We start from the raw sequence: 25,021 nt of genomic DNA, 5'->3' as shown, positions 1-25,021 counted from the left end.
CCCTAAACCCGCGGACTGTGTACGCGCTGGGAATGGTAAAAGCGGCCTTCGCACAAAATTAGCTACGGTGGAGTGGATACATCAGCAATAGAGTCAATAGAGTTAGGAAAGTTTCACCATGCCATTGTTCAAGACTGATGAGAAGCACTCCGCAGAGACGCTGGACAAGCTCAATTCCCAGGACGCCAACCGCATAAGCCAGGGGTTCATGGACGTTGTCAACAAGGTCGTCTCTGTACAGTCCTCCGTCATCATCGGATACGTCGATAAGCTCAAGAAGCGCAACAAGAACGCCAGCACGGCCGAGCTGCAGAAGCTCATTGACAAGCACTACCTCAACATTGTCTCTGGCACGGGTGCCGCTGCCGGCGCCTCCTCCGCCATCCCCGGCATCGGGCTTATCTCCGGTGCGGCTGCCATCGGCGCCGAGTCCCTGGTCTTCCTCGAGGCCTCCGCCTGGTACATCCTGGCGTCCTCCCACCTGCGGGGCGACGATATCCGGGACAAGGAGCACCGGCGCACGCTGGTGCTCATGGTCCTCACCGGCTCCCAGGGCAGCGCCTTGGTGGATACGTTCATCGGTGACGTGGGAACGCTGTCCGGAATGACGTCTGCTGCTACCCTGTCGCGCTTTTCCGGCCCCACGCTCAGCGGCATCAACGGCCGCCTGGCCAAGCTGTTCATGAAGCAGGCCACGAAGAAGCTGAAGTGGGCGTGGGTGGCCAAGCTGCTACCCATGGGTGTGGGCGCGGTGCTGGGAACAACCGCAAACCGCAAACTGGCGCGCCAAGTCATTGACCATGCTTCCACCCAGCTCTCCCCTTTGCAGGGGGAGTAAATGGGCAATTCCCCAGCCCGGGGTAGTGGGGGAAGTTACAGGGGCCGTATCATGTGGGGAGACACTTTCGGGGTGCCGAGTGCACCCGCGAAAAGGCCTACTTTTTACACAGTCGAACAAGACAAACTTAGAAGCACAGAAAGAGGCGAACACCTGCCGTGAGCAACTCGAGCATCTACGGCCCGAACGCGTGGCTGATTGACGAACAGTTCCAGCAGTATTCGAAGGACCCCAACTCCGTCGATCAGGAGTGGCGCGAGTACTTTGAGGCCAACGGAGCGCCGAAGCCAGCCGCACAGCCCAAGGCATCCTCCACTCAGTCGGCACCGTCCGCCAAGGCTGCTCAGTCCGCTAAGTCCGCCAAGGGCTCGCAGGACGCCAAGTCTGCCAAGGCGCAGAAGCCGGCCGCCTCGGCTCCGGCTGACAAGAAGGCCGACAAGGCAGACAAGGCCCCGCAGAAGGAGTCCAAGGCCGCCGCAAAGTCTAAGACTCAGAAGGACGCCGGCTCCCCGTCCCCACTGGACCGCATTAAGGAGGCCCCGGAGCCGGGCGCTCGCCCGCTGAAGGGCATGTTCAAGGCCATTGCCAAGAACATGGACGAGTCGCTGGAGATCCCCACCGCTACCACCGTGCGCGATATCCCGGTGAAGCTGATGTGGGAAAACCGCTCCATGATCAACGATCACCTCAAGCGCACCCGCGGCGGCAAGATTTCCTTTACCCACATCCTGGGCTACGCGCTGGTCAAGGCTGTCCAGATCCACCCGGATATGAACGTGCGCTACGAGGAGAAGGACGGCAAGCCGTCCGTTATCCAGCCGGAGCACATTAACCTGGGTCTGGCCATCGACCTGCCGCAGAAGGACGGCTCCCGCGCGCTGGTGGTTGCCGCCATCAAGGAGGCGGAGAACAAGTCCTTCGCCGAGTTTATTGACGCCTACCAGGACATCGTTGACCGCTCCCGCAAGAACAAGCTGACGATGGATGACTTCTCTGGCGTCACCATTAACCTGACCAACCCGGGTGGCATCGGTACCCGCCACTCCATCGCCCGCCTCACCAAGGGCGCCGGCTCCATTATCGGCGTCGGCTCCATGGATTACCCGGCTGAGTTCGCCGGCACCTCCGCCGACCGCCTGGCTGACCTGGGCGTCGGCCGCCTGGTGACGCTGACCTCCACCTACGACCACCGCGTCATCCAGGGCGCGGAGTCCGGCGAGTTCCTGCGCACCATCGGCGAGATCATTCTGGACGATGCGTTCTGGGACGAGCTCTTCGAATCGATGGGCGTGCCGTACCAGCCGTTCCGCTGGGCGTCTGACGTGCCCAACACGGGCGTCGATAAGAACACGCGCGTCATGCAGTACATCGAGTCCTACCGCTCGCGTGGGCACTTGCTTGCCGACGTCAACCCGTTGGGCTGGAAGCAGCCGGGCCTGCCCTGGCCGGACCACCGCGACCTGGATCTGGCCACGCACGGCCTGACCATCTGGGATTTGGACCGCACTTTCAACGTCGGCGGCTTCGGCGGCAAGGAGACCATGACCCTGCGCGAGGTGGTCACCCGTCTGCGCAGCGCCTACACCCTCAAGGTGGGCTCCGAGTACGCCCACATCCTGGACCGCGACGAGCGCAGCTGGCTGCAGGAGCAGATCGAGGCTGGCATGCCGAAGCCGACTAACTCCGAGCAGAAGTACATCCTGCAGAAAGTTAACGCCGCTGAGGCCTTCGAGAACTTCCTGCAGACCAAGTACGTGGGCCAGAAGCGCTTCTCCCTCGAGGGCGCCGAGTCCCTCATCCCGCTGCTGGATTCCATCGTGGACACCGCGGCTGGCCAGGACCTCGACGAGGTCGTCATCGGCATGCCGCACCGTGGCCGCCTCAACGTCCTGTTCAATATCGTGGGCAAGCCGCTGGCGGACATCTTCGGTGAGTTCGACGGCAACTACAAGGGCGGCCAGCTCGGCGGCTCCGGCGACGTGAAGTACCACCTCGGCGCCGAGGGCGAGCACCTGCAGATGTTTGGTGATGGCGAAATCAAGGTCACCCTGGCTGCGAACCCGTCCCACCTCGAGGCCGTCAACCCGGTCATGGAAGGTATCGCCCGCGCCAAGCAGGACCTGCTGGACAAGGGCCCGGAGGGCCACACCGTGGTTCCGGTCACCCTGCACGGCGACGCATCCTTCGCCGGCCTGGGCATTGTCCAGGAGACCATCAACCTGTCCCAGCTGCGCGGCTACACCAACGGCGGCACCGTCCACGTGGTGGTCAACAACCAGGTGGGCTTCACCACTACCCCGGATTCTGGCCGCTCCACGCACTACGCCACCGACCTGGCCAAGGGCTTTGACTGCCCGGTCTTCCACGTCAACGGCGACAACCCGGAGGCCGTGGTCTGGGTGGGCAAGCTGGCCACCGAGTACCGCCGCCGCTTTGGCAAGGACGTCTTCATCGACCTGGTGTGCTACCGCCTGCGCGGCCACAACGAGGCCGACGATCCGTCCATGACCCAGCCGCGCCTCTACGACATCATCGATGACCACAAGTCGGTGCGCGAGCGCTACACTGAGGAGCTCATCGGCCGCGGCGACCTCTCCGACGACGAGGCGGAGGCCGCAGCGCGCGACTTCCACGACCAGATGGAGTCCGTGTTCACCGAGCACAAGGAAGCCGAGAAGGCACGCCCGTCCGAGCAGACCGGCATCACCTCCTCCCAGGAGCTCACCCTGGGCCTGGACACCTCCATCACCGCCGAGGAACTTGCCGAAATCGGCGATGCCTACGGCACCCCGCCGGAGGGCTTCGAGTACCACAAGCGCGTGGGCAAGGTGGCCAAGGACCGCCAGAAGACCTCCCGCGAAGGTGGCATCGACTGGGGCTGGGGCGAGCTCATCGCCTTTGGCTCCCTGGCCAACTCCGGCAAGGTTGTCCGCCTGGCCGGCGAGGACTCTCGCCGCGGTACCTTCACCCAGCGCCACGCCGTCACCTTTGACCCGAATTCCGGCGAGGAATACAACCCGGTTGCGCACCTGGCAGCCGAAAAGGGCAACGGCGGCAAGTTCATGGTCTACAACTCCGCGCTGACCGAGTACGCCGGCATGGGCTTCGAGTACGGCTACACCGTGGGCAACCCCGATGCAGTCGTAGCCTGGGAGGCACAGTTCGGTGACTTCGCCAACGGTGCTCAGACCATCATCGATGAGTACATCTCCTCCGGTGAGGCCAAGTGGGGCCAGCTCTCCAACCTGATCCTGCTCCTGCCGCACGGCTACGAGGGCCAGGGCCCGGACCACTCCTCCGCCCGCATCGAGCGCTACCTGCAGCTGTGTGCTGAGGGCTCCATGACCGTGGCTCAGCCTTCCACCCCGGCCAACCACTTCCACCTGCTGCGCCGCCAGGCCCTCGGTGAGATGAAGCGCCCGCTCGTGGTCTTCACCCCGAAGTCCATGCTGCGCAACAAGGCTGCCACCTCCTCCGTCGCCGACTTCACCGAGGTCAAGAAGTTCCAGTCCGTTATCAACGACCCGAACTTCTTCGACGTCGATGGCTCCAAGGTGGGCGACGCCGAGAAGGTCAAGACCATCATGCTGGTCTCCGGCAAGCTCTACTGGGAGCTGGCGAAGAAGAAGGAGGCCGACGGCCGCGACGATATCGCCATCGTCCGCGTGGAGATGCTCCACCCGATTCCGTTCAACCGTCTGCGTGAGGCCTTCGAGTCTTACCCGAACGCTGAGCAGATTCGCTTTGTCCAGGACGAGCCGGCCAACCAGGGCCCATGGCCGTTCTACAACGAGCACCTGCGCGAGCTCATCCCGGATATGCCGGAGATGGTCCGCGTGTCCCGCCGTGCGCAGTCTTCCACTGCTACCGGTAACGCAAAGGTTCACCAGATTGAGCAGAAGAACCTGCTGGACGAGGCGTTCGACGTCTAGTCTTTAGCTGCGAGAGCCGCTCAGGGCCCCAGCACCGCGCATGGTGCTGGGGCCCTTTCTCACGTCTTATCCATCAGCGCAGCTACTCCCCCAGTTGCGTCCTGCGCAGGTGTTCTTTTCGTCGGCTGCGCTCCCCTTACCGCAAGTTTTCTCCACGCTAGCCCCGAATTCTTCCCCTCCAGAAGGTCTATCGCGTCGGATTCTTGCAGTCGTGCTCCTCCCCCCCGCTACACAGCGCTGCCAGCGGCCACAGCGGTGAAAACGACTAATGCCCAAGCCCCAAAGAAGGGCTTGGGCATTGTCTCACGGCCGAGCAGGCCGCGGCCTAGAAAGCTCTAAGAGCTTTTCTAGGACTCCTTGCGACGACCGGGGCGCAGGATAAGCACAGCACCGGCAATCAGTGCCAGGCCGGCTGCGATGATGCCTAGGACGCTAGCACCGGTATTAGCCAGGTGGCGCGAGGAGGAACTCGACGAGGAGCTCGGAGCACTGGTGGAGGACGTCTCCGCGGTGCTCTGTGCCGCCGTGTTCTGCGCCGCTCCAGTAGTCGGCGCGGTGGTCTCCTGGACGGTGGAGGTCACGTCAGTCGACTCGACGTCCTCCGTGCGCGGAGCCTCCGGCGACTCCGTGGCCTTCGCCTCGTCCTTCGGCTGCTCGTCCTTCGGTTCCGTCTTGGGCTTATCAGTCGGCTTTGCCGGAGTCTCCGGCTTCGACGGATCCTTCGGGCTCAAGTCCGGGAACGAGGAGCCCTGGTTGTGGCCGAAGATGCGGCCGATGATCGCCGGAACCAGGATCAGCGGTACGAGAACCGGCCAAACGCTCGAGCCCTCGGAGCTCTGCTTATCCGGCTTGTCCGTCGGCTCGGGCTTATCGGTCGGGTCGGGCTTGTCCGTCGGCTCGGGCTTATCGGTCGGGTCGGGCTTGTCCGTCGGCTCGGGCTTGTCCGTCGGCTCGGGCTTATCGGTCGGGTCCGGCTTGTCCGTCGGGGCCGGGTTCTCGCTCGGGTCCGGGTTGTCCGACGGGTCGGGCTTGTCCGTCGGATCGGTCGGCTCAACCGGGTCGCAGCCGCAGTTGTCGCTCACCACGCCGATGACGGTCTTCACATCGAAGACCTCGCCGTCCTTGGTGGTGACCTTCACCGGGATCTCCTTGATGGTGCCGCTCGGAGTATCGGCCGGCGGGGTAACCGTCAGCTCACCGGTGGTCTCATCAATGGTCACGGTCCAACCGGCCGGGACCTCGCCCAGCTCGTAGGAGTTGCCCTCGACGTGGCCGGTGTTGATGGTGACCGTCTTGGTGTCGCCGGCTGTGATGACGTCCGGGTTGTAGGTCGGGGCCGTGACGATCTCCGGGTCAGTCGGATCGGTCGGGTCCGTCGGGTCAACCGCCTGGTCCTCCTTGACAATGAACACGGCATTGGCCACATAGGGCTTGCCACCCTTCGGGGTCACCGTCACTGGAATTTCGGCGTAGTCGCCCGACTTAGCGTCGGCAGGCGGCGTGGCCGTAACCGTACCGTTCTCATCCACGGTCGCAGTCCAGCCGGCCGGGAGCGCACCAATCTCGTAGGTGTTGCCCTCAGCACCGTCCTGAATGCTCTGGGATGCAGACTGTCCAGGCTTGGTCAGCTCGGCGCCGTAGAAGCCGCGGTCCTGCTGGACCGGAACCTCAGAGGTCTCGGTAGCTTGCTTGGCACCGACGCGCAGCTTGCGCGGGGTCGGCTCCTTGGTGACGTTCTCGGAAACCTCCGGGTCGCCCACAACCTGGCCGTCCTTAAGCTGCCAGACCTTGGTGACGTCCTTGGAGCCGAAGGCACCCGGCTGGTCCTCGACCACCTTGCCGGCCTCCAGGTTCGGGTCCACCTCAATGAGGGTCTCGAACGGCAGCTGCTCGGTGTGCTTATCGGTCAGCTCGGTCTGGGACGGCGCGGTGCCGACCTCAATAATCTGCTTCGTCGGCTCGCTGACGGTCTCGGTTGAGTCATCAGTGGAGATCTCGCCGTTGTTGGTAATCACCGTCACTGTGTGCTTGACCTCGCCCGGCTTGCCCTCCTGGACCACCTTGGTCTCGCCGGCCTTGAGGTTCGGGTTCTCACGAACCTCCACCTCGAACGGGGTGTTCTCGGTCCACTCCACAGTCTTGGAGGTGGTCGCGCCCTTGGTGCCGACCTTGATGATTTTCTTCACCGGTTCCTTGACGCGCTCGGTTTCGGTCGTGGTACCCGTGACCTTCGAGTTCTCGATGGTTTGGGTCGTGGTGACCTTATCCTTGCCCGGTTGGCCTTCCTGGACGGTCTCCTGGGTTCCAGCAGGCAGGGAGTCGTCGAATTGTATCTCGGTCTCGAACGGAACCTCAACCTCGGACTCGGTGGTGTTCGTGCCCTCAGTCTTGGTGCCCACGCGGATGACCGCGTTGGTCGGCTCCTGGGTGCGCTCAGTGGTCACGGTCGGCTCGCCAGAAGGCTTGCCGTCCACGATCTTCTGCGTGGAGGTCTCCACCTCAGTACCGTTCACGCCTTGCTTGTCGACGACCTGCTCGCCCGCCTTCAGCGAATCATCAAAGACGATCTCGGTCTCGAACGGCACCGGCTTCTCGGTCTTGGTCACCACGGAGGTGTCCTCGGCCCGCGGGCCGTACTCGACGATGCGCTCGACAGGCTCGGTGCGATCCTTGGACTCGGTCACCTCGGCCTTACCGTCAGTTCCGGTGAAGGAAGCGGTATACGACGCTTCGCCGTTCTTGCCTTCCTGGACCACCTTGGTCTCGCCCGGTGCAAGGTCCGGGTTCGGGCGCACAGTGGTGCTGAACGGAATCGGCTCGGTCCACTCCACCGTGTCGGACGCCGTGGCCTGCTTGGTGCCCACGGTGATGACCTCATCAACTGGTTCCTTGGTGATTTCCTCGGTCACGGTCGGCTCACCGTCCGGGGTGGAGTTGGTGATGTTGCGCTTGATGGTCACCGTCTTCTCGCCCGGCACGCCCTGGGTGGTCACCTTGGACTCGCCTGCCGGCATGGTCGGGTCGTACTTAACGACGACCTTGTACGGTGCTTCCGCCTTAAAGGACTCGGTGTTCTCACCGGTGGTCTTAGTACCCACTCGGATCTCAGCAGCGACCGGCTCCTTAGTGCGCTCGGTGCTGACCTCGGGGTCGCCTTGTGGCTTGCCGTCGACGATCTTCTGCGTGGAGGTCTCGACGTCGGTGCCGAGTTCGCCTTGCTTGTCAACAACCTGCTGGCCCGCCTCCAAGGTGTCGTCGAACGTCACCTTCGTCTCGAACGGCACCGGCTTCTCGGTCTTGGTCACCACGGAGGTGTCCTCGGCCTTCGGGCCATACTCGATGATCTCCTCAACTGGGGCCTTGGTCTCCTCGCTCTCGGCTACAGAGGCCTGGTCGCCCGTCGCGGTGAACTTTGCGGTGTACTTACGCTCGCCGTTGACACCCTTCTGGACCACCTTGGTCTCGCCCGGAGCCAAGTCCGGGTTCGGGCGGGTCACCGTGCTATACGGGGTCGGCGCAGTCCAGGTGACGTCCTTAGCGGCTTCGGCCGGCTTGGTGCCGACCTTCACGACCTCGTTGGTCGGTGCGGAGGTCTGCACCCACGTACCGTCACCCTTCTGCTTCTCTTCGCCGGCCTTGCCCTCGGTGACGACCTCGTAGGTGCCTGCGGGGATTGCCGGGTCATAGACGTACTCAACGTCGAAAGGCACCTTGCGCGTCGGCACATCCTTGACGGTGATGGGTGCGGTGACCTTGTCCTGCGATCCATCGTCGTACGTCACGGTGACAGGAACGTCAATGGAATCGCCCGGCTCGGCCTGGTCCGGGGCCGTGGCCACGACGTTGCCGTTTGCATCAAGACCGACAATCCAATTGCCGTGATCGGTCGTGTAGTAGTACGTCGGGTTGCCGAACTCGTTGTCCTGGCCCGTCGGCTTCATGTCGTCCGTGGGCTCGATGCGGTATGGCTTCGTGCCCGTCTTCGGATCGTCCTCAGCGACCTTGATGCCATCCGGCAGCTTCAGGTCCAGCGGCGCCGTTGCGGTCTCACCCGGGAAAACGGTCTCCGGCGGGTATGTGGGCTCGGCTTCGTAGTTCTTCGTCAGGTTGACCACGGTGCCCACGGGGACTAGATCGGTAGACCCGTCCGGGTAGGTCACGGTGACGTTGGTGATCTGCTTGTCACCCGGCTTCGCCGTGCTCGGCGGTGTGACCGAAACTTCACCGGTACGCGGGTCGATTTCGTAATCCCACCCGTCAACAGTCGTCTTCTTGATCGGGTTTCCATCTTCGCCCACGCCGAAGGAGAACGTGGAATCGGACGGCGCATTGTTCAAGTTGACGTTGCGAGTCACCTGGGTTCCCGGCTTTGTGGACTCCACCGGATACACCGGCTCATTGATGTCCTTCTGCTGGGACTTCACCTTAAATGGTGCATAGACCGTATCGGTTGAGCCGTCGATGTAGGTAACCGTAACGGGGGCATCGACGCCATCGCCAGGCTTGGCGTCCTCCGGAGGAGTGGCGGTGACGTTGCCGTTCTCATCGACGCTAAGCGTCCACCCATTGAGGGTCTCCGGCACGCTGTAACGCTTGGACGGATCCTGGATGAGGTCACGCTCCGGGACCTTGGACTCATCCGGGATCGGGGAATCTACCGGCTGGCCTGGAATCGTGGTCTGCTGGCGGTAGCGCGGCTCGTAGACCTGGTTCTGGTTGGCAACAACCACCACGGTGGCGATGGTGTTGTTCGATGAGCCGTCCTTGTACGTGACGCGGACTGGGATGTCGGCCGAGGAACCTGGCAGGGCATTCGGGGCAATCGGGGTGATGATGTCACCGGTATCCGGGTCGATCTTGACGTCCTCCCACTTCAGGTTACGTGGGGGCGCAATGTAGGAAGGATCGTTCGGATCGGTGATGATGGAGAACTTCGGCTCTGCGGCATCGCTGAGGTGCGTGCGGTTCACCGTGCTCGTGACGGACGTGCCGGGCTTGCCAGTCACCGTCGGGTAGGACGGGCTGTTCGCGCTCGAATACTCGTCCACGACGGAAAAGTCCGCCAGCACCGTAGCCTTGGAGCCATCCGGGTAGGTGACCTCAACTGGGACGGACACGCTCGATCCATTGGGAACGCTCTCATCCGGGGTGGCGGTCACGGTACCGTTCTCATCGATGGAGAACGTCCAGTTCGGCGGCAGCTTAGAGGGCAGCTTATAGGTGCCCAGCTTCGGATCGGAGAGCTGCGTGCTGATATCCGAGGTCACCGGAACGCCGGACTTAGTCACCTGCGGCCGGTAGGAAGCCTCATCCTCACCAGTGCCGTCACCAATGACGTTGATGGCGCCGGTGGTGACCTGCGGGTTCGCCCCGCTCGGGTAGTAGGCCTTGACCGGAACCGTGATCTGTGCTCCCGGAAGTGCGGAATCCGGGATGGTAGAGGTGAGCTCACCAGTGTTTTCGTCGATAGTAACGGTCCAGTCACCGGTCTTGTATTCCAAAGAGCCATCCGGGAAGGTGTAGCGGTTTGGCTCCTCGTCGTCAGCGTTGCCGCCCAAGCCGATATTCGGCATGGCTGGCTGAAGCTTTACCTCCTCCTTGGCCTTGCCGGTGACCGCGGTGTAGTCAGGCACCTTGACGTTATTCGTCACCTGGAATACGGCCTCGACCTCATCGGTTGTGCCATCGGGGTAGCGAGCCGTGATCTTCGGGGTGATCTTGCTGTTGTTAGCAGCATTCTCCGGGGAGGTAGCAGTGACGGTGATCGTTCCGTCATTCTTGACCTCCACCGTCCACCCCTCCGGGACAGTGTCCGGGTCGACCTCAAAGCTCGTCGGCGTAGAAGCATCGTGACCGTCCATGGCGGGCGCGACATCGATGGTGCCCGTCATCGGCTTGCCTGGTACGCCCTGCACCAAGCCCGGTCCGGTGAGGTTGGTGACCTGGGTGTCGTTCGGGTCAACGACGGTAAGCAGCGGAATGATGTCCTGCGAGCCGTTGGAGTAGGTCACGATGACGCGCGGCTGCGCAAACGTACCCGGTGCGGGGTTCGGCGGAGCGGTGACCGTGACCTCGTAGGTGTTCGGATCCATGGTGGCTTTCCACCCGGTGTAGACGTAGCGGGTATCCAGCTTGACCTCGGCTTCGACGCCGCCCTCATCGCGGGACTTCACCAAATCAGCAATCTTGTCGCCGCTCTGTTTGAAGGTCACCGACTGCGGTCCGGTGGCGATGGGGCCGTTTTCGCTATCCACACCGGAAAGGATGGCCTGCTGCGCAGGGCTGTACTCCGGATCATGGAACTGCGTATCGTCCAAGCTCCACTGGTGGCCCGAAATGACGTTGGGTTTGCTGTAGCGCTCGGGGCCATTGGACTCCTCAAAGACCTGACCAAATGCATCGGAGGGGATCGCATCACGCAGCTGCTTGACCGTACGCGGCTGGGCCATAACGCTAAAGCGAGTGCCCTGCTGCGCGGACAGCTTCGTGCCCTTATATTTCGGCACTGTGTAGAAAATGTCGCCGTTGTCGTCGATGCGCAGCTTCTGCTCCCCACCAGAGGCAGTGGTGTTGCTCGAACCGATGTACTTGCCCTGGGCGTCATAAGCCTCCGCCACCATACGAGGCATGGAGTTAGCATCAGCGTTAATATGACCGACCTTCAGCTCCTCGCCAGGACGAATGACGAGCTTTTCCTTCGGTACCCAGTCAACCGAGATCGCAGAACAGTTATCGTTCTCACTAGGCCATGGGTTAAATGAGACCTCGGCGTTGGGGGTCCTAAAAATGTGCTTGGTGGAGTCCGTATTGTCCTCCGTGTAGGAATCCTTCCAACCGTAGGACACGCCGGTTTCCGTGGCTGCCTCCGCAATATCGTCGGCACTCAGGTCAGCCGCAATCGTCGCAGTGAGTGGACCGCGCGGACCTTGCCGACCAATGCTCATCACCGACGAGGTGGAGTGGGTAATATCCTCACCCGTAAGGCTATCACCCGGTGCGGACGCGGCAACGGTATGGGTTCGCACAGGAGCACCATTATTGTTTCCTAAGATAAGGAAATCGCGCCAAGTTCTATCCTTAGAACCGTCCATTTTGACGTTGACGCCGAATTCTCGCCTGTTAGGGGTATCCTTAGACGGTTCCGAAATTAAGAAGCTGAACCCGCCCTTGCTTCCCTGCTGGCCGCTGAAATTGACGGTACAGCTGCCGGAACCGATATCTGAGGCTAGCTGGTCCGCCGGCTCGATGGCGCCCTTTCCATCGGCCCCGCGGATTCCGCCGGTGTTCTCCGATTCCGCCACCTGCTGGATATCGACTGCTTCGTACTTGTGGCGTTCGCTGTACACGCCGGGAATAACCGCCGAGGAGCCCAGTGCGATAGCGATGGCGGACATCGTGGCAATGCCAGTCTTAGCGCTGGATTTGACGCGGCGCCGAGCCGCGAGCTTCTTGGGGTCAGAAGCCATGTGAGAGAGTCCTTCCTTAGGGAGAAATAGTTGCGACTGCGCCCAAATTCTTAGTGAGTTTTTGGCGTAAAACATGGTCGTTAGCTAGAAATTTTACGCATGAACTACCAAGGAACCAAAAGTATTCACAAGAATTCACTCTAGGCGAGCCTCAGTGAGTACTTAGCTCTTGCCCACAGCCTAATAACTTTCACTCGGACTTTCAGCGGGTTTTCGGAGAGCACCCGTTACTTGCCCACACGGGCCCATCTCCCCCGATATAAATGACTACTTCTGGCTTGTATCGTTCACCAAATCCGATCCACCAGAAGAATCGGAGTCCCCCTCCTCATTGAGATTCTGCATGAGGTTGGCCTCCATCCACGAGCGCACGGCGGTCTCAAAGTTATCGGCCTCCTTAACCTCTTCGACGACTTCCTCCAAGTCTTGCTCGGTGAGGAACTTGGTGAAGGACGCGACCTCGAGCTTTTCCTCGCGGTCAAACAGGCCGTCGGCGTAGACCACCACGTAGTTTTCCGGCAGCGCCGGCTCGGCGGAGGAGCACCCCTCTGCCCCAGCAGGCTCCACCACAGCCAGCTCCGGCGGAAGCGAGGCCATGAGGGAAATATGAGTGCGCGCCAAGAAGTCCTCACTACCCGTCTTTTCCTTCTGAGCGGCGGCGTAGTCCTTGGACACCGCGCGGGCCTCGGTGGGATTGAAGGCATTAAGGAAGACGCCGGTGCAGCCGATGAAGAAGTTTCCGTTGCGGCTGACCCCATCGTGGTGGTCATCGTGCTGCACCAACATGGGTTCCTGGGCCACGGTGGCGTTGCGTCCGAAGTCCATCAACGTCTGGCGGTAGATCTCTGCCACCACCCGCTGCTCGTAGGAATCCGGGTCAATCATGATGGTGATGGGAGCCGTCGCTGCTGGGTCCAGCGGAGGCTGCGGAGTGGCGTGGGTGCAGGAGCTCAGGGCTAGTGCCGACGCCACAGCGGCCACCGAGGCCACCGCTCCGACAACGCGGGTGACTGTGCGGTGCGAGGTGACGGTGGGTGGCATAGTGAGCAAAGTCGTCCTTACTGAGGTGCCGCGGGAAGAGGTTAATTGTGTCGTGCTGATCCTACACGCCCAGCGCTGGGGCACGGTGTCGCCCGCGCACTGTGTGGTGACTAGAATAGGTGGGGTTATGACTAGCGCTATTACTGAATCTGCCATTCGTTCCGCGCTCGAGCGCGTGGACGACCCCGAAATCGGCCGCCCGATTACTGAGCTTGGCATGGTGAAGTCCGTGACCGTCAACGGCGCGGACGTGGACATCGAGCTCTACCTCACCATTGCGGGCTGCCCCATGAAGAGCACCATTGAGTCCAATACCCGCGCGGCGGTGGAGGAGCTCGACGGGGTAGGCGCCATTTCCATCTCCATGACGCCCATGAGCGACGAGCAGCGCCGCGAGCTTAAGCAGAAGTTGCGCGGCGGGCAGGCGGAGCCGGAAATCCCCTTTGCCAAGCCGGAATCCACCACCCGCGTCTTCGCCGTGGCGTCCGGCAAGGGCGGGGTGGGCAAGAGCTCGATGACGGTCAACCTAGCCGCCGCGCTGGTGCAAAAGGGTCTCAAGGTCGGCATTGTCGACGCCGACATTTACGGCCACTCCGTCCCCAGTCTGCTCGGCTCGACGGCGGGCCCCACAGTGCTTGACGACGAAATGCTGCTTCCCCCAATCTCTCACGGCATCAAACACATTTCCATCGGCCAGTTCGTGGAGGGCAACGCCCCGGTGGTCTGGCGCGGGCCCATGCTCCACCGCGCGCTGCAGCAATTCCTCGCGGACGTCTTCTGGGGAGACCTCGACGTGCTGCTGCTCGATCTGCCGCCCGGCACCGGCGATATCGCCCTGTCCGTGGCCCAGCTCATCCCCAACGCCGAGCTGCTCATTGTGACCACCCCGCAGGCCGCTGCCGCGGAGGTGGCCGAGCGCGCCGGTTCCATCTCCCAGCAGACGCGCCAGCGCGTCGCCGGCGTGATTGAGAACATGGGTGCGATGGTCATGCCGGATGGCTCCACCATGGATGTCTTCGGCTCGGGCGGCGGTGAGGTCGTCGCCCAGCGCCTCAGCGTCCTGTTGGGCCACGACGTCCCGCTGCTCGCGTCCGTCCCGCTGGACCCAGAGGTGCGCTCCTCCGGCGATGAAGGCACCCCGACCGTGCTCAAGAACCCCAGCTCCCCCGCGTCGCAGGCCATCAACGCCGTGGCCGACACGATTGCCGTGCGCTCCGATTCCCTGGTGGGCAAGAAGTTGGGCCTGGGTGTGACCCGCAAGGGCTAGCCGCTAGGTCACGTCTCCCCACGAAAAGCCCCCGCCGGTGGAACCAGTGCCACCGCGAGGGGGCGTTTCTGGTTTTACTGGCTCAGGCTGTGCCGGCTGCTCCTGTTTGGCCGCCGGCTGCTCGGCGTACACCTGCGAGTAGTCAAAGGTGGGCCGCTGCGGGGACTGAGCCTGCTGAGCTTGCCGGGCTTGCGGTGACTGTTGAGGGTTCTGCCCCTGCTTGTCCGCGGGCGTGCCCTGCGGCTCGACCGGCGCGGTGCTGGACTTGATGTCCTCTGCCATCTTCTTCGGGTTGAAGTCGTCCCAGGCGGAATCGTCGCCGTCGAAAAGCGCCTTCGTAATCACCCCGCGCGGGCCCAGCCGCGTCCACTGCGCCGCCTGGGACAGCGGCACCCGCAGATCATCGAACTCGGAGCCCAAGCCACCCAGTTCCCCGTTCAACTCGGCTTTGGCGTTGTTGATAGCCTTGCGCGCGGCGTAGATAGCGGCGCGCACGTCCATGATCACGCCGGGCAGGCGCTCCGGGCCAATGATGACAAGGCCAAGAAGCACCACCACGATGATCTCAACCCAACCGATTGAAGAAAACACGGACCTATCTTATCTGCTCTTGGTTCATTGCGTGCTCGCGCGGGTTAGCCGCGTTGATTGTGTTTGATGGCGCGCACGACCATCTCCACCTTGTCTAGGAAATCTTGGCGCGGCTGGTGCGCTGGCGTGGCGGCATCGGGCCCCGGACCGGCGCCTTCCCGCGCGATGCCGGCCAGCTTGGCCATCAGCGAGTCCGGCGCCTTGACGTGGGATTCCACGCTGCACTCGCGTACCCATTCGGACGCGTTGCGCTGCTGGTGAATTTCGGCACGGCATTCCGGGCAGTGCACAAGGTGGATGCGCACGCGGTGCGCGGACTTGGCGGGCATCTCCCCGTCCACAAACGCAACCACCGCCTCCGGGCCCAAGTGGCCGATGATGTCAGCGCGTCGTGCGCGTGCCTTAGCTTTATCGCGCACCTTGGCTTGGGCGGCGTTAAAGATCCCCGGCATAGTGAGAGACTGCGCGCGGTCCTTGTCGTGCGATGACTCCACTGGTCCTACACCTCCACTATTCTGACCTGCCTTTCGCTGTAGCCGGGCGCCACAGCTCCGCTTCCAAGAGCGCGTGCCCTAGCACTGTCGCGCCAGTTTAGCGCGTGCGGAGCAGAATGCGGGCGTCCGCGTTGGTCTGCGCTTCCTTTTCCAAGGCAGCGCGCAGCTGAGAACGGCCGCGGTGGATACGGGAGCGCACGGTACCCATCTTCACGCCGAGGGTTTCTGCGATTTCGTCGTAGCTCATACCCACCACGTCACACAGCACCACGGCGACACGGAAGTCCGGGGCCAGGCTATCCAGGGCGGTCTGTAGTGCTGGGTCCAGGTTGGCCACGGAGTAGGCCTGCTCCGGGGTCATGTCCGTGCCGGGCACGCGCTCATAGTCCTCCGGCAGCGCCTCCATGCGGATCTTGGAGCGGTGGCGCACCATATCCAGAAACAGGTTCGTGGTGATGCGGTGCAGCCAGCCCTCAAAGGTTCCCGCCTGGTACTTGTGCAGCGAGCGGAAGACGCGCATAAAGGTTTCTTGGGTGAGGTCCTCAGCATCGTGCTGGTTACCGGAGAGGCGGTAGGCCAGGCGGTAGACACCGTCGGCGTGCTCGGCCACGAGCTCGCCCCACGACGGCATTGCGGACTCACCAGCATCAAACGCGGCGGTGCCCGTCAGCTCCTCATCAGAGGTGGAGTTAAGGGCGGTCTCAACGTCACGCTGCTTCTTGGTCATGAAGTACATCATTCTATAGTCCCTGCCGGATCTCCAGCCACGGTGCTGTGAACGCCCTGTGAATCCATCCCTCCCCTTTCACGCGCTTCACGCGCCACATCTCTCACGTATTTCCCGTCGATTGTGGGCAACGCCGCGGCCGCGCTGTACGGGTCTAGTAAAGTCGTGGTTTGTGACTACTACGGCATATGAAGCACTGCGAACCTACATCGAATCCACCAGCGAGGTCTCTGAGGCTCTCGCCGGTGCGCGCGCCCACGCTGAGGAGTACGGATTGCCGGTACCGGACGAGGCCACCGGCCAGCTGCTGAGCACCCTCGCAGCGATCTCCGCCGGTACCACCGAGCGCCCCCAAGCGGTGGCGATCACCCCGGCGGCCTCCGTCGTGGGCCTGTACCTGCTGGCCGGCATGCCGGACAACGGAATTCTTACCTGCATCGACCCGGAGGCAGAGCACCAGGCAAGCGCCAAGCAGGCCTTCCGGGACGCCGGCTACCCCGCCAGCCGCGGACGCTTCCTGCCCTCGCGCCCGCTCGATATCATGGGCCGCCTGGCCAATGATTCCTACCAGGTCATCTACGCCGAGGTCCCGGCGCTCGATATGCCGGCGCTCATCAAGGCGGCGTGGCCACTGCTGCACCAGCACGGCACGCTGGTGGTAGCGAACTCGCTTCTCGACGGCACAGTGGCCGACTCCTCCCGCACCGACCGCGACACCGCCGCCGCCCGCGAGGCCGACGAGGCGGCCCGCACCCTCGACGGCGCAGCCGTCACCCGCCTGCCCTACGGCGCAGGTCTCACCCTCATCACGAAGCTGTAGGCACAAACGCACAAGCGGGGCTGCGCTCAGCAACCCCGCTTTCTGTCTGCGTTGAGCTAGACCGTTTGGTTCTTGCCCACGACGACCACGCCGCCATCGGAGACCTTGAAGCGCTGCTCATCGCGCTCGCGGTCCACACCAATGATGGCGCCATCGCTGACCACCACGTTCTTATCAATGATGGCGCGGCGCACCACCGCGCCGCGGCCGATGCGCACGCCGGGGAGGATGACAGAGCCTTCGACCGTCGCGCCGTCGGCCACGTGCACGTCCGAGGACAGCACGGAGTTGCGCACCGTGCCGCCGGAGACGATGCAGCCCGGCGCCACCATCGAGGACTGCGCGATGCCGTTCTGCACGAACTTCGCCGGCGGGAAGTTGGAATCATCCGTGGAATGGATGGGCCACGCGCGGTTGTACAGGTTGAAGATCGGGTGCACCGAAATCATGTCCATGTGTGCCTCGTAGAACGAGTCGATGGTGCCCACGTCACGCCAGTAACCGTGGTCACGGTCGGTGGAGCCCGGAACCTGGTTCGCCATGAAGTCGTAGACATGCGCCTGACCACGGTTCACAAAGTACGGGATGATGTCCCCGCCCATATCGTGCGCGGAGTCCTCGTTCTTCTCATCCTGCAGCAGGGCCTCAATGAGAGCGTCCGCAGTGAAGACGTAGTTGCCCATGGAGGCGTAGGACATGTTCGGATCATCCGGCGTCGCCGGCGGGTCCGCGGGCTTCTCCACGAACTCAGTAATCGTGCCCATGCCATCTGCCTGGATGCAACCGAAGGCCGTGGCCTCCGAGCGCGGAACACGAATGCCCGCCACGGAGCACTCCAGGCCGGTGGCAATGTGCTCTTCCACCATCTGCGCCGGGTCCATGCGGTAGACGTGGTCCGCGCCGAAAACGATGACGTAATCAGGGCGCTCGTCGTAGATAAGGTTCAGGGACTGCACAATCGCATCCGCGGAGCCGTTGTACCAGCGCTTGCCGCGGCGCTGCTGGGCGGGCACGGAAGCGATGTACTGCGGCGTGGGCCCCGACAGGTTCCAGGCCTGGGAAATATGGCGGTCCAGGGAGTGCGACTTGTACTGAGTCAAGACTGCAATCTTGAGGAACCCGGCATTGACGAGGTTGGACAACACGAAGTCAATCAGGCGGTAGGAACCGCCAAACGGGACGGCGGGTTTGGCGCGGTCCTCCGTTAGCGGGAACAGGCGCTTTCCCTCACCGCCGGCGAGGACAATGGCAAGGACATTTGGAAGGCTTCTCACGCCTTCCAACCTATAGACATTTTCCACATTTCGCAGGAGAAATATGCACGCTTTTACCCCCACTACCTCCACGTCCGCCCCACTTCCGGGGGGATGACGAGAGGGACCGCACGGATCTGTGGCCGCCCCGTGGATCCCACTGCGAATCCTTCTCCGTGACTCCTGCACGCGGGGGCGAAGATCCGTATTCTGGGCAGGTATGAGAGCCGGAATTTTTTCAAAGGAGTACCCGCCGGAAATCTACGGCGGGGCGGGCGTGCACGTGGCGGAGCTGACCCGCTTCATGCGCGAGATTATTGACGTATCCGTTCACTGCATGGGGTCCCCGCGCGAAGAACAGGACGTCTTCGTCCACGGCGTCGATCCGGAGCTGGCGGAGGCCAACGGGGCCATCAAGACGCTTTCCACCGGACTGCGGATGGCCAACGCGGCCTCCGATATTGACGTCGCCCACTCCCACACCTGGTACACCGGCCTCGGCGGTCACTTGGCCGGGCGCCTCTACGGCATCCCGCACGTAGTCACCGCCCACTCCCTCGAGCCACACCGCCCGTGGAAGCGCGAGCAGCTCGGCGGAGGATACGACATCTCCTCTTGGTCGGAGAAGAACGCCATGGAGTACGCCGACGCGGTCATCGCGGTCTCCGCCGGCATGAAGGAGTCCATCCTGGAGGCCTACCCGCGCATTGAAGCCGACAAGGTCCACGTGGTGCTCAACGGCATTGACACCAAGACCTGGCAGCCGGGTGAGTCCGCGGTGTTGGACCGCCTGGGCGTGGACCGGCAGCGCCCCGTCGCCGCGTTCGTCGGGCGCATCACCCGCCAGAAGGGCGTTAAGCACCTCCTCAAGGCGGCGCAGGATTTCGACGAGGATGTCCAGCTTGTGCTGTGCGCCGGCGCGCCCGATACGCCGGAGATCGCGGCTGAGACGGAGGAACTCGTCGATAAGCTCCGTGCGCAGCGCGAGGGCGTCTTTTGGGTCAAGGACATGCTCTCCCGGGAGGAGATCAAGCAGGTGTACTCCGGTGCCGACGTGTTTGTCTGCCCCTCCATCTACGAGCCCCTCGGCATCGTCAACCTGGAAGCCATGGCGTGCGGCACGGCCGTGGTGGCCTCCAACGTGGGCGGCATCCCGGAGGTCGTCGTCGACGGCGAGACTGGTCTTTTGGTCCCTTATGACGCCGCGGATGAGGCGAGCTTTGAAAAGGATATCGCGGCCGCCGTCAACCGCGTCGCAGCGGACAAAAGCCTAGCTCAGCGCTTCGGCGCTGCCGGTCGTGAGCGCGCCATCCAGGACTTCTCCTGGGCCACCATCGCGCAGCAGACCGTGGACATTTACCGCTCGTTGATGTAGGAAGGACTGCCGTGACTCAACACCGCCCAGAACTTCACTTCGTACCAGATTCCGGAATCCTCGATGCCCCCGCGGGCATCGTGCGCGATGGCGATACGTGGCACCTGTTCCACCAGTACCGCCCGAACGCCGGCCAGCCTGCGCGCTGGGGCCACACCTATTCCGCGGAAACCCCGTACGCGTGGCTCGACTGCGATGATGTCCTTGCCCCCGTCGGCGGCGAGCTGTCCCTGCGCGCCGGTTCGGTGGCTGAGGGCCCCGACGCCCTCCACCTGTACTTCACCTCGGTGACCTCGGTGGGAACCTCGGTGCGCCTGGCTCGCTACACCGACTTCCGCGACGAGTGCGAGGTCTCCGACGATGACTCTGCGCTCGATCCCAACGTCGTCCGCTTCGGTGAGGCCGTCGGCGCCCGCACCAGCTTCGACCGCTTCCGCTCGCCGTCGGTGGTACCGGATTGGGCCGAGGGCGACCGCGAGGAGGGCCACGAGGGCTGGATCATGCTGGCACTGACCGGCCACTCCGACGCCCCGGTTCCGGTAATTTTGGACAGCCCCAACGGCTCTTCCTGGAACCTCCTCGGCCCCCTGACATTTAAGGGCGATCCGGGCTTCGACGAGGGTGAGGTGCCGGCCACCTCCGCCATCCCGCCGGTGGTCTCCCCGCGCTTGGTGCGCCTGCGCGATGAGGTTGACGGCGAGATTTACGATGTCCTCTTTGTCACCCTCGAGCGCGCCGGGCGCGACGTCTCGGGCTACATCGTCGGCCGCCTCGACGGCACCGAGTTCACCGTGTCCACTGGCTTCCAGCTCGTGGACTTTGGCCACGACTTTTCCCGGCCGCGCAACACCAACACCACCACGGGCACCATTGACCAGGAGCACCGCTACGACCGTGCCGTCATCCTGGGCCTGCTCAACGGCAACGGCCGCGGCGACGACGCCACGAAGCACCCCACGTGGGAGGCAGAGGGCTGGGCCAACAGCCTGTCGCTGCCGCGCTCCGTCACGCTGCAGGGCGGCGTGCTGTATCAGACTCCGGCCATCGGCCTGCCGGATGCAGTGAAACTATCGGACCGCGCCCAATCGTGGACCGGCGTGCTGGAGGTGCCGGAGGGCTCCGGCGTCACCGTAACTTTGCGCGATGGCGCCGGCGATCCCGCCACAGTTATCTGCCACTCGGGTTCTCAGATCAGCCTGGACCGCTCCATGTCGAAGGCCTTCGACCACTACTTCAAGGATTCGGCTCCGGCGGTCGCCGAGCTCGCCGAAGGCGACTCGGACACCCTCACCATCATCCAGGACGGCGCCACGGTGGAGGTATTCGTCGACGGCGGACTCGTGGCCATGAGCTCCCGCGTCTACTTCGACGGCGGCTGCTCCGCCATCGAGGTGGAGGCCACCGGTGAGGCGGTCATTGAGCAGTCCTGGACTCGCTCCGGCTCGCGCCGCTAGATCCGGCGCTCGATTCTAGACCGCGCGCAGGCGGTCCAGGCGGGCGCGGGCCGTGACGGTCAGCGTCTGCGGCAGGGCCGCCATGCGCTCCTCCAGTTCCGCGGCGCTGATGTGGCGCGCGGACGGGCTCATCCCCACCTGGGCGGCGATAGACTGCTTGTCCAGCTCGATGGGGAAGGAAATATCCACCGGGTCGGCCGCCTGCTCCAGGTACCCCTCCGCCTGGGCATACATGCGGTCAACCTTGCCGGCCTCGACGCCCAAGATTCCCAGCGGCTCGCGCAGCTCATCCAGGTGGCCTGCCTGTGGCGTTAGCACAATCACTTCCCCACCGGGGGCGAGGATGCGCTGGAATTCCGCCGGGTTGCGCGGCGCGAACACCACGGAAATCGCGTGCACCGATGTATCCCGGATGGGCAGACGTTCCCACACGTCCGCCACCACTGCGCCCACGCGCGAGTGGCACTTAGCCAGGTGCTTGGCCGCGTGGGTGGAAATATCGAGGCCCACGCCGCGCGCGCCCGCAATCGAATCGAGTGTGTGGGCCAGGTAGTAGCCCGTGCCCGCGCCGACCTCGAGGAGGGCGGGGGCCACGGAATCGTCGAGATGCGCTGCGTCGAGTGAATCCTGCACCGCCCCGGTCACCGCCTCCACGAAGGGCGCAAAATGCCCCATGGACAGGTAGGTCTCGCGCGCGGTCACCATGGCGGCGTCATCGCCCTGGTGCTTGAGGCCAGCGCTGGCGGCAAGGGTGACGTAGCCCTGCTTGGCCACGTCATAAGAGTGGCCGGTCTCCGACACGAGGCGAGCAAAGTCATCGGCGCCTGTCAGCGCGCTGCCATCGGCGGGATCGGCCAGAATGTCGACGATATGAGAAAGCATGTACCTAGACTAGCTAGAAACCTCCACGAGGAGGGAACCGAGCTGCGCTGCTTCCTCTTTGCTCAGCTCGATGACGATGCGCCCACCCCCGTCGGAAGGGATGCGCATCACAATTTTGCGGGACTCCTCAACTGCTTCCATCTCTCCACCGGTAGTACGGGGCTTCATCGCTGCCATAGTGAGTCTCCTTCGACTATTTTTGTTCTTCCGCCCAGTCTACCGTCTTTTCGCCGCCAACCGGCACGCTTCGCTGCGGCGTCTGCTCCGTGAGCAACTCCGGGTGCGACTTGAGGAGGGTCTCCACCGCTGCGAGCAGCTCGTCTACCTGATCCTGGCGGTATCCGCGCGGGGCGACGTCAAAACGCAGATCGTCGAAGGAACCAGAATAGAGCGCGCGGAGGTTGCCTTCCGTAACGTCGGTGGCCGCGTCCGGCGTCTCCATCACGGTGCCACGGCCAAAGATCACCGCAGAGACCCACGTGCCGATGACAATGAGGGCGAGCAGGACCACGATGAGCAAAATCCAGGACATCATGCGCTAAATCCTACCCATCAGCGGCGGGCGCTGCGCCACCGGTCCAATCACCCCGGCGCGCGACAGGATGGTGCCGGCCACTACCTCCGCCATCGGCGCAAGTTCGACCAGCGGGCGGTTGCGGTGGGTACGCGTGCCCAGGTCCACCTCGGCGATGGCGTGTGCGCCGTGGCGCTGGGCGACGTCTATGAGCAGCCCCGCCTCCACCCCGTAACCGTCGACGAAGGGCAGCTGCCGCGCGGTGTCGCGCCGCAGCGCGTACTCCCCGCCCAGCGGCTGGTCAATGTGGCCGAGCTCCGGGTAGAACTGCCGCAGCAGCGGCTTGGCCGTGAGCTCCGTGACGCGCCCGCCGCCGGTGGGCCGACCCTGGAAGCTGCGCCGGTAGCGCGCCTTGACCAGCTGCACGTGCGGATCCACGAAGGGCTCCGTAAGCGCGGTAACCATCCCCGGGGCGGCGGATTCGAGGTCGGCGTCCACGAAGACCACGATGTCGCTCGTGGCGGCGGCGACCCCACGCCAGAGTGACTCGCCCTTGCCCGGGCGCGGAGTCTCTTCCAGGATGTCGCGCCAGTTGCGCACGGTGGCGCCGGCGGCAGCGGCCTCGGCGGCGGTAGCATCCTCCGAGTCGGCATCGATCACCAACACCTCATCGGGCCCGTCCGCCAGGCAAGCGCGCACCACGTGCGCGACGGTGGCTTCCTCATTCAGTGCCGGGATAATGACGGAAACGCTCATGCCAGCCCGCGGGTGGTCGCCAGCGGAACCATCTCGCCCTGGATGGCGGCGGTCATGCGGATGACGTCGAGGGTCGGCCCCACCTCGTGCACGCGGAAGGCGGCCACGCCGCGCGCGGCCGACCAGGCAGTGGCGGCCAGGGTGCCGGGCACGCGCTGGGCGACGTCCCTATCTACCGTCTCACCCACGAAGTCCTTGTTCGATAGCGCCATGAGCACCGGCCAACCGGTGGCTACGAGCTCGTCGACGCGCCGCAGCAGCTCCAGGCCGTGGAAGGTGTTCTTGCCAAAGTCGTGGGTGGGGTCGATGAAGGTCAGCTCTTCCGGGCACCCGAGCCCGGCCGCGCGCTCCGCTAGCCGCGTGGTCTCCGCGATGACGTCCGCCACCACGTCGTCGAAGTGCACGCGGTGCGGGCGGGTGCGCGGGACTACCCCGCCGGTATGCGAGCACACGTAGCCCACCTGTTTGTCGCCGGCGACCTCGATGAGCTCCGGGTCCCAGCCGGCCCACGTGTCGTTGACCAGGCCGGCGCCGGCAGCAATGGCCGCCTCCGCCACCGGTGCGCGCCACGTGTCCACGGAAATCAGCGCCTCCGGGTGGCGGCGGTGCAGCTCCGCGATGGTCGGGACGACGCGATCGATTTCCTCTGCTGCGTCCACGTGTTCGCCTGGACCGGCCTTGACACCGCCGATGTCGATGATCGAGGCGCCGTCGGCAAGCGCCTGCTCCCCTCGCTGGACTGCGGGGTCCAGCTCGAAGGTTGCCCCCTTGTCGTAGAAGGAGTCCGGTGTGCGGTTGACAATCGCCATGACCTGGGCAAGGCCGCGGTCGGGGCTCACTTGGCCGCTTCCTCGCGCAGGCGCTTGTCCGACATGACCTTGTGGGAGGCCAGGATGTGGGCCAGTGCCTCGTCCGGATCGTCGGTGATGAGGAAGAGATCGAGGTCGTCTTCGCTGATGAAGCCGCCTTCCGCCAGGGTGCTCTTCATCCACTCCACCAGGCCGGACCAGTAGTCGCGCCCCATGAGCACGATGGGATAGTTGGTCACCTTGCCGGTCTGGACCATGCACATGACCTCGAAGAACTCATCCATGGTGCCCATGCCGCCCGGCAGGCAGATGAAGGCCTGGGAGTACTTGAGGAACATGGTCTTGCGCGCAAAGAAGTAGCGGAAGTTCAGGCCCAAGTCCACGTAGGGGTTGAGCCCCTGCTCGTGCGGCAGCTCAATGCCCAGGCCCACGGAGAGCCCGCCGGCCTCGTGCGCGCCGCGGTTGGCGGCCTCCATGATGCCGGGGCCGCCGCCGGTGATGACGGCGTACTGGGCCTCCGCTAGGCGGCGCCCCATGGCCACGCCCAGCTCGTAGTTCGGGTCACCCTCCTTCGAGCGCGCGGAGCCAAAGACGGTGACGGCCTTCGGCAGCTTAGCCAAGGCATCAAAACCGTCGACGAACTCGCCCTGGATGCGCAGGACGCGCCACGGGTCGGCGTGCTGCCACTCGTGGTCCGCGCCGGACTGCAGGAGGCGCTGGTCAAAGGTGGAGGACTGCTCGCCGGCGGTGCGAACCAGGAGGGGGCCGCGCAGGGTGCGGATTTGCTCAGGCGTCATGGTGT

The 25,021-nt window shown here is 63.9% G+C and carries 18 protein-coding genes; 6 read left to right on the top strand and 12 right to left on the bottom strand.

What is annotated here, in order from left to right:
* Positions 1-118 precede the first annotated feature (118 nt).
* Together ACLI1P_RS05340 and ACLI1P_RS05335 are read left to right on the top strand one after the other, a co-directional pair.
* On the top strand, positions 119-838 hold the full coding sequence (locus ACLI1P_RS05340) for a hypothetical protein (protein WP_408930377.1): 720 nt from the start codon (positions 119-121) through the stop codon (positions 836-838).
* A 158-nt stretch (positions 839-996) separates the two neighbouring features.
* Positions 997-4,770, top strand: a complete 3,774-nt coding sequence (locus ACLI1P_RS05335; protein ID WP_411709582.1) for a multifunctional oxoglutarate decarboxylase/oxoglutarate dehydrogenase thiamine pyrophosphate-binding subunit/dihydrolipoyllysine-residue succinyltransferase subunit — start codon at positions 997-999, stop codon at positions 4,768-4,770.
* Positions 4,771-5,117: 347 nt separating this feature from the next.
* Here ACLI1P_RS05335 and ACLI1P_RS05330 read toward each other — a convergent pair whose 3' ends face one another.
* Together ACLI1P_RS05330 and ACLI1P_RS05325 are read right to left on the bottom strand one after the other, a co-directional pair.
* Positions 5,118-12,236, bottom strand: coding sequence for a G5 domain-containing protein (locus ACLI1P_RS05330; protein ID WP_411709581.1), 7,119 nt, complete (start codon positions 12,234-12,236; stop codon positions 5,118-5,120).
* Positions 12,237-12,503: 267 nt separating this feature from the next.
* Complete coding sequence (locus ACLI1P_RS05325; protein WP_411709580.1) at positions 12,504-13,277, bottom strand: hypothetical protein; 774 nt, start codon at positions 13,275-13,277, stop codon at positions 12,504-12,506.
* A 127-nt stretch (positions 13,278-13,404) separates the two neighbouring features.
* Between ACLI1P_RS05325 and ACLI1P_RS05320 the strand changes: the two genes are divergently transcribed.
* Positions 13,405-14,544, top strand: coding sequence for an Mrp/NBP35 family ATP-binding protein (locus tag ACLI1P_RS05320; protein ID WP_306507570.1), 1,140 nt, complete (start codon positions 13,405-13,407; stop codon positions 14,542-14,544).
* A gap of 3 nt (positions 14,545-14,547) precedes the next feature.
* Here ACLI1P_RS05320 and ACLI1P_RS05315 read toward each other — a convergent pair whose 3' ends face one another.
* From ACLI1P_RS05315 to sigE, 3 genes are all read right to left on the bottom strand, one after another.
* Positions 14,548-15,135 carry a Sec-independent protein translocase TatB gene (locus ACLI1P_RS05315; protein WP_411709579.1) on the bottom strand — a complete coding sequence of 196 codons (588 nt, stop codon included), beginning with the start codon at positions 15,133-15,135 and terminating at the stop codon, positions 14,548-14,550.
* A gap of 44 nt (positions 15,136-15,179) precedes the next feature.
* Positions 15,180-15,587, bottom strand: coding sequence for an anti-sigma factor family protein (locus ACLI1P_RS05310; protein ID WP_306507575.1), 408 nt, complete (start codon positions 15,585-15,587; stop codon positions 15,180-15,182).
* A gap of 139 nt (positions 15,588-15,726) precedes the next feature.
* Positions 15,727-16,356: an RNA polymerase sigma factor SigE gene (gene sigE / locus ACLI1P_RS05305; RefSeq protein WP_306507568.1), complete on the bottom strand. Its 630-nt coding sequence runs from the start codon at positions 16,354-16,356 to the stop codon at positions 15,727-15,729.
* 172 nt (positions 16,357-16,528) lie between these two features.
* Between sigE and ACLI1P_RS05300 the strand changes: the two genes are divergently transcribed.
* A complete protein-coding gene (locus tag ACLI1P_RS05300; RefSeq protein WP_306507567.1) occupies positions 16,529-17,176 on the top strand; it encodes an O-methyltransferase in 648 nt (215 codons plus the stop codon).
* A gap of 56 nt (positions 17,177-17,232) precedes the next feature.
* On the opposite strand, the gene glgC is transcribed toward ACLI1P_RS05300, so the two are convergent.
* On the bottom strand, positions 17,233-18,450 hold the full coding sequence (gene glgC / locus ACLI1P_RS05295; protein ID WP_408930372.1) for a glucose-1-phosphate adenylyltransferase: 1,218 nt from the start codon (positions 18,448-18,450) through the stop codon (positions 17,233-17,235).
* A 199-nt stretch (positions 18,451-18,649) separates the two neighbouring features.
* Here glgC and glgA point away from each other — a divergent pair, with 199 nt between their 5' ends.
* Both glgA and ACLI1P_RS05285 read left to right on the top strand, forming a co-directional pair.
* A complete protein-coding gene (glgA, locus tag ACLI1P_RS05290) occupies positions 18,650-19,804 on the top strand; it encodes a glycogen synthase (protein ID WP_408930371.1) in 1,155 nt (384 codons plus the stop codon).
* A gap of 11 nt (positions 19,805-19,815) precedes the next feature.
* The gene (locus ACLI1P_RS05285) at positions 19,816-21,258 is read left to right on the top strand and encodes a GH32 C-terminal domain-containing protein (RefSeq protein WP_411709578.1); all 1,443 of its coding nucleotides are present in this window, start codon (positions 19,816-19,818) and stop codon (positions 21,256-21,258) included.
* A gap of 15 nt (positions 21,259-21,273) precedes the next feature.
* On the opposite strand, the gene ACLI1P_RS05280 is transcribed toward ACLI1P_RS05285, so the two are convergent.
* From ACLI1P_RS05280 to ACLI1P_RS05255, 6 genes are read right to left on the bottom strand one after another with little or no spacing between them, the layout of a single operon-like run.
* On the bottom strand, positions 21,274-22,140 hold the full coding sequence (locus tag ACLI1P_RS05280) for a methyltransferase domain-containing protein (RefSeq protein ID WP_411709577.1): 867 nt from the start codon (positions 22,138-22,140) through the stop codon (positions 21,274-21,276).
* 9 nt (positions 22,141-22,149) lie between these two features.
* Positions 22,150-22,317 carry a DUF3117 domain-containing protein gene (locus ACLI1P_RS05275; protein ID WP_070537056.1) on the bottom strand — a complete coding sequence of 56 codons (168 nt, stop codon included), beginning with the start codon at positions 22,315-22,317 and terminating at the stop codon, positions 22,150-22,152.
* A 16-nt stretch (positions 22,318-22,333) separates the two neighbouring features.
* Positions 22,334-22,675: a DivIVA domain-containing protein gene (locus ACLI1P_RS05270; RefSeq protein ID WP_296134942.1), complete on the bottom strand. Its 342-nt coding sequence runs from the start codon at positions 22,673-22,675 to the stop codon at positions 22,334-22,336.
* Positions 22,676-22,678: 3 nt separating this feature from the next.
* A complete protein-coding gene (locus ACLI1P_RS05265) occupies positions 22,679-23,410 on the bottom strand; it encodes a glucosyl-3-phosphoglycerate synthase (RefSeq protein WP_296134944.1) in 732 nt (243 codons plus the stop codon).
* Positions 23,407-24,219 carry a dihydropteroate synthase gene (gene folP / locus ACLI1P_RS05260; protein WP_296134955.1) on the bottom strand — a complete coding sequence of 271 codons (813 nt, stop codon included), beginning with the start codon at positions 24,217-24,219 and terminating at the stop codon, positions 23,407-23,409. Before folP ends, ACLI1P_RS05265 begins: the two co-directional genes overlap by 4 nt.
* A 26-nt stretch (positions 24,220-24,245) precedes the next feature.
* A complete protein-coding gene (locus ACLI1P_RS05255) occupies positions 24,246-25,016 on the bottom strand; it encodes a TIGR00730 family Rossman fold protein (protein WP_296134946.1) in 771 nt (256 codons plus the stop codon).
* Positions 25,017-25,021: the final 5 nt, after the last annotated feature.

The sequence above is a fragment of the Corynebacterium tardum genome (assembly GCF_046717785.1).
Lineage (GTDB): Bacteria > Actinomycetota > Actinomycetes > Mycobacteriales > Mycobacteriaceae > Corynebacterium.
The sequence above is the reverse complement of the archived record's forward strand: the minus strand, read 5'-3'. Positions and strand labels throughout refer to the sequence as shown.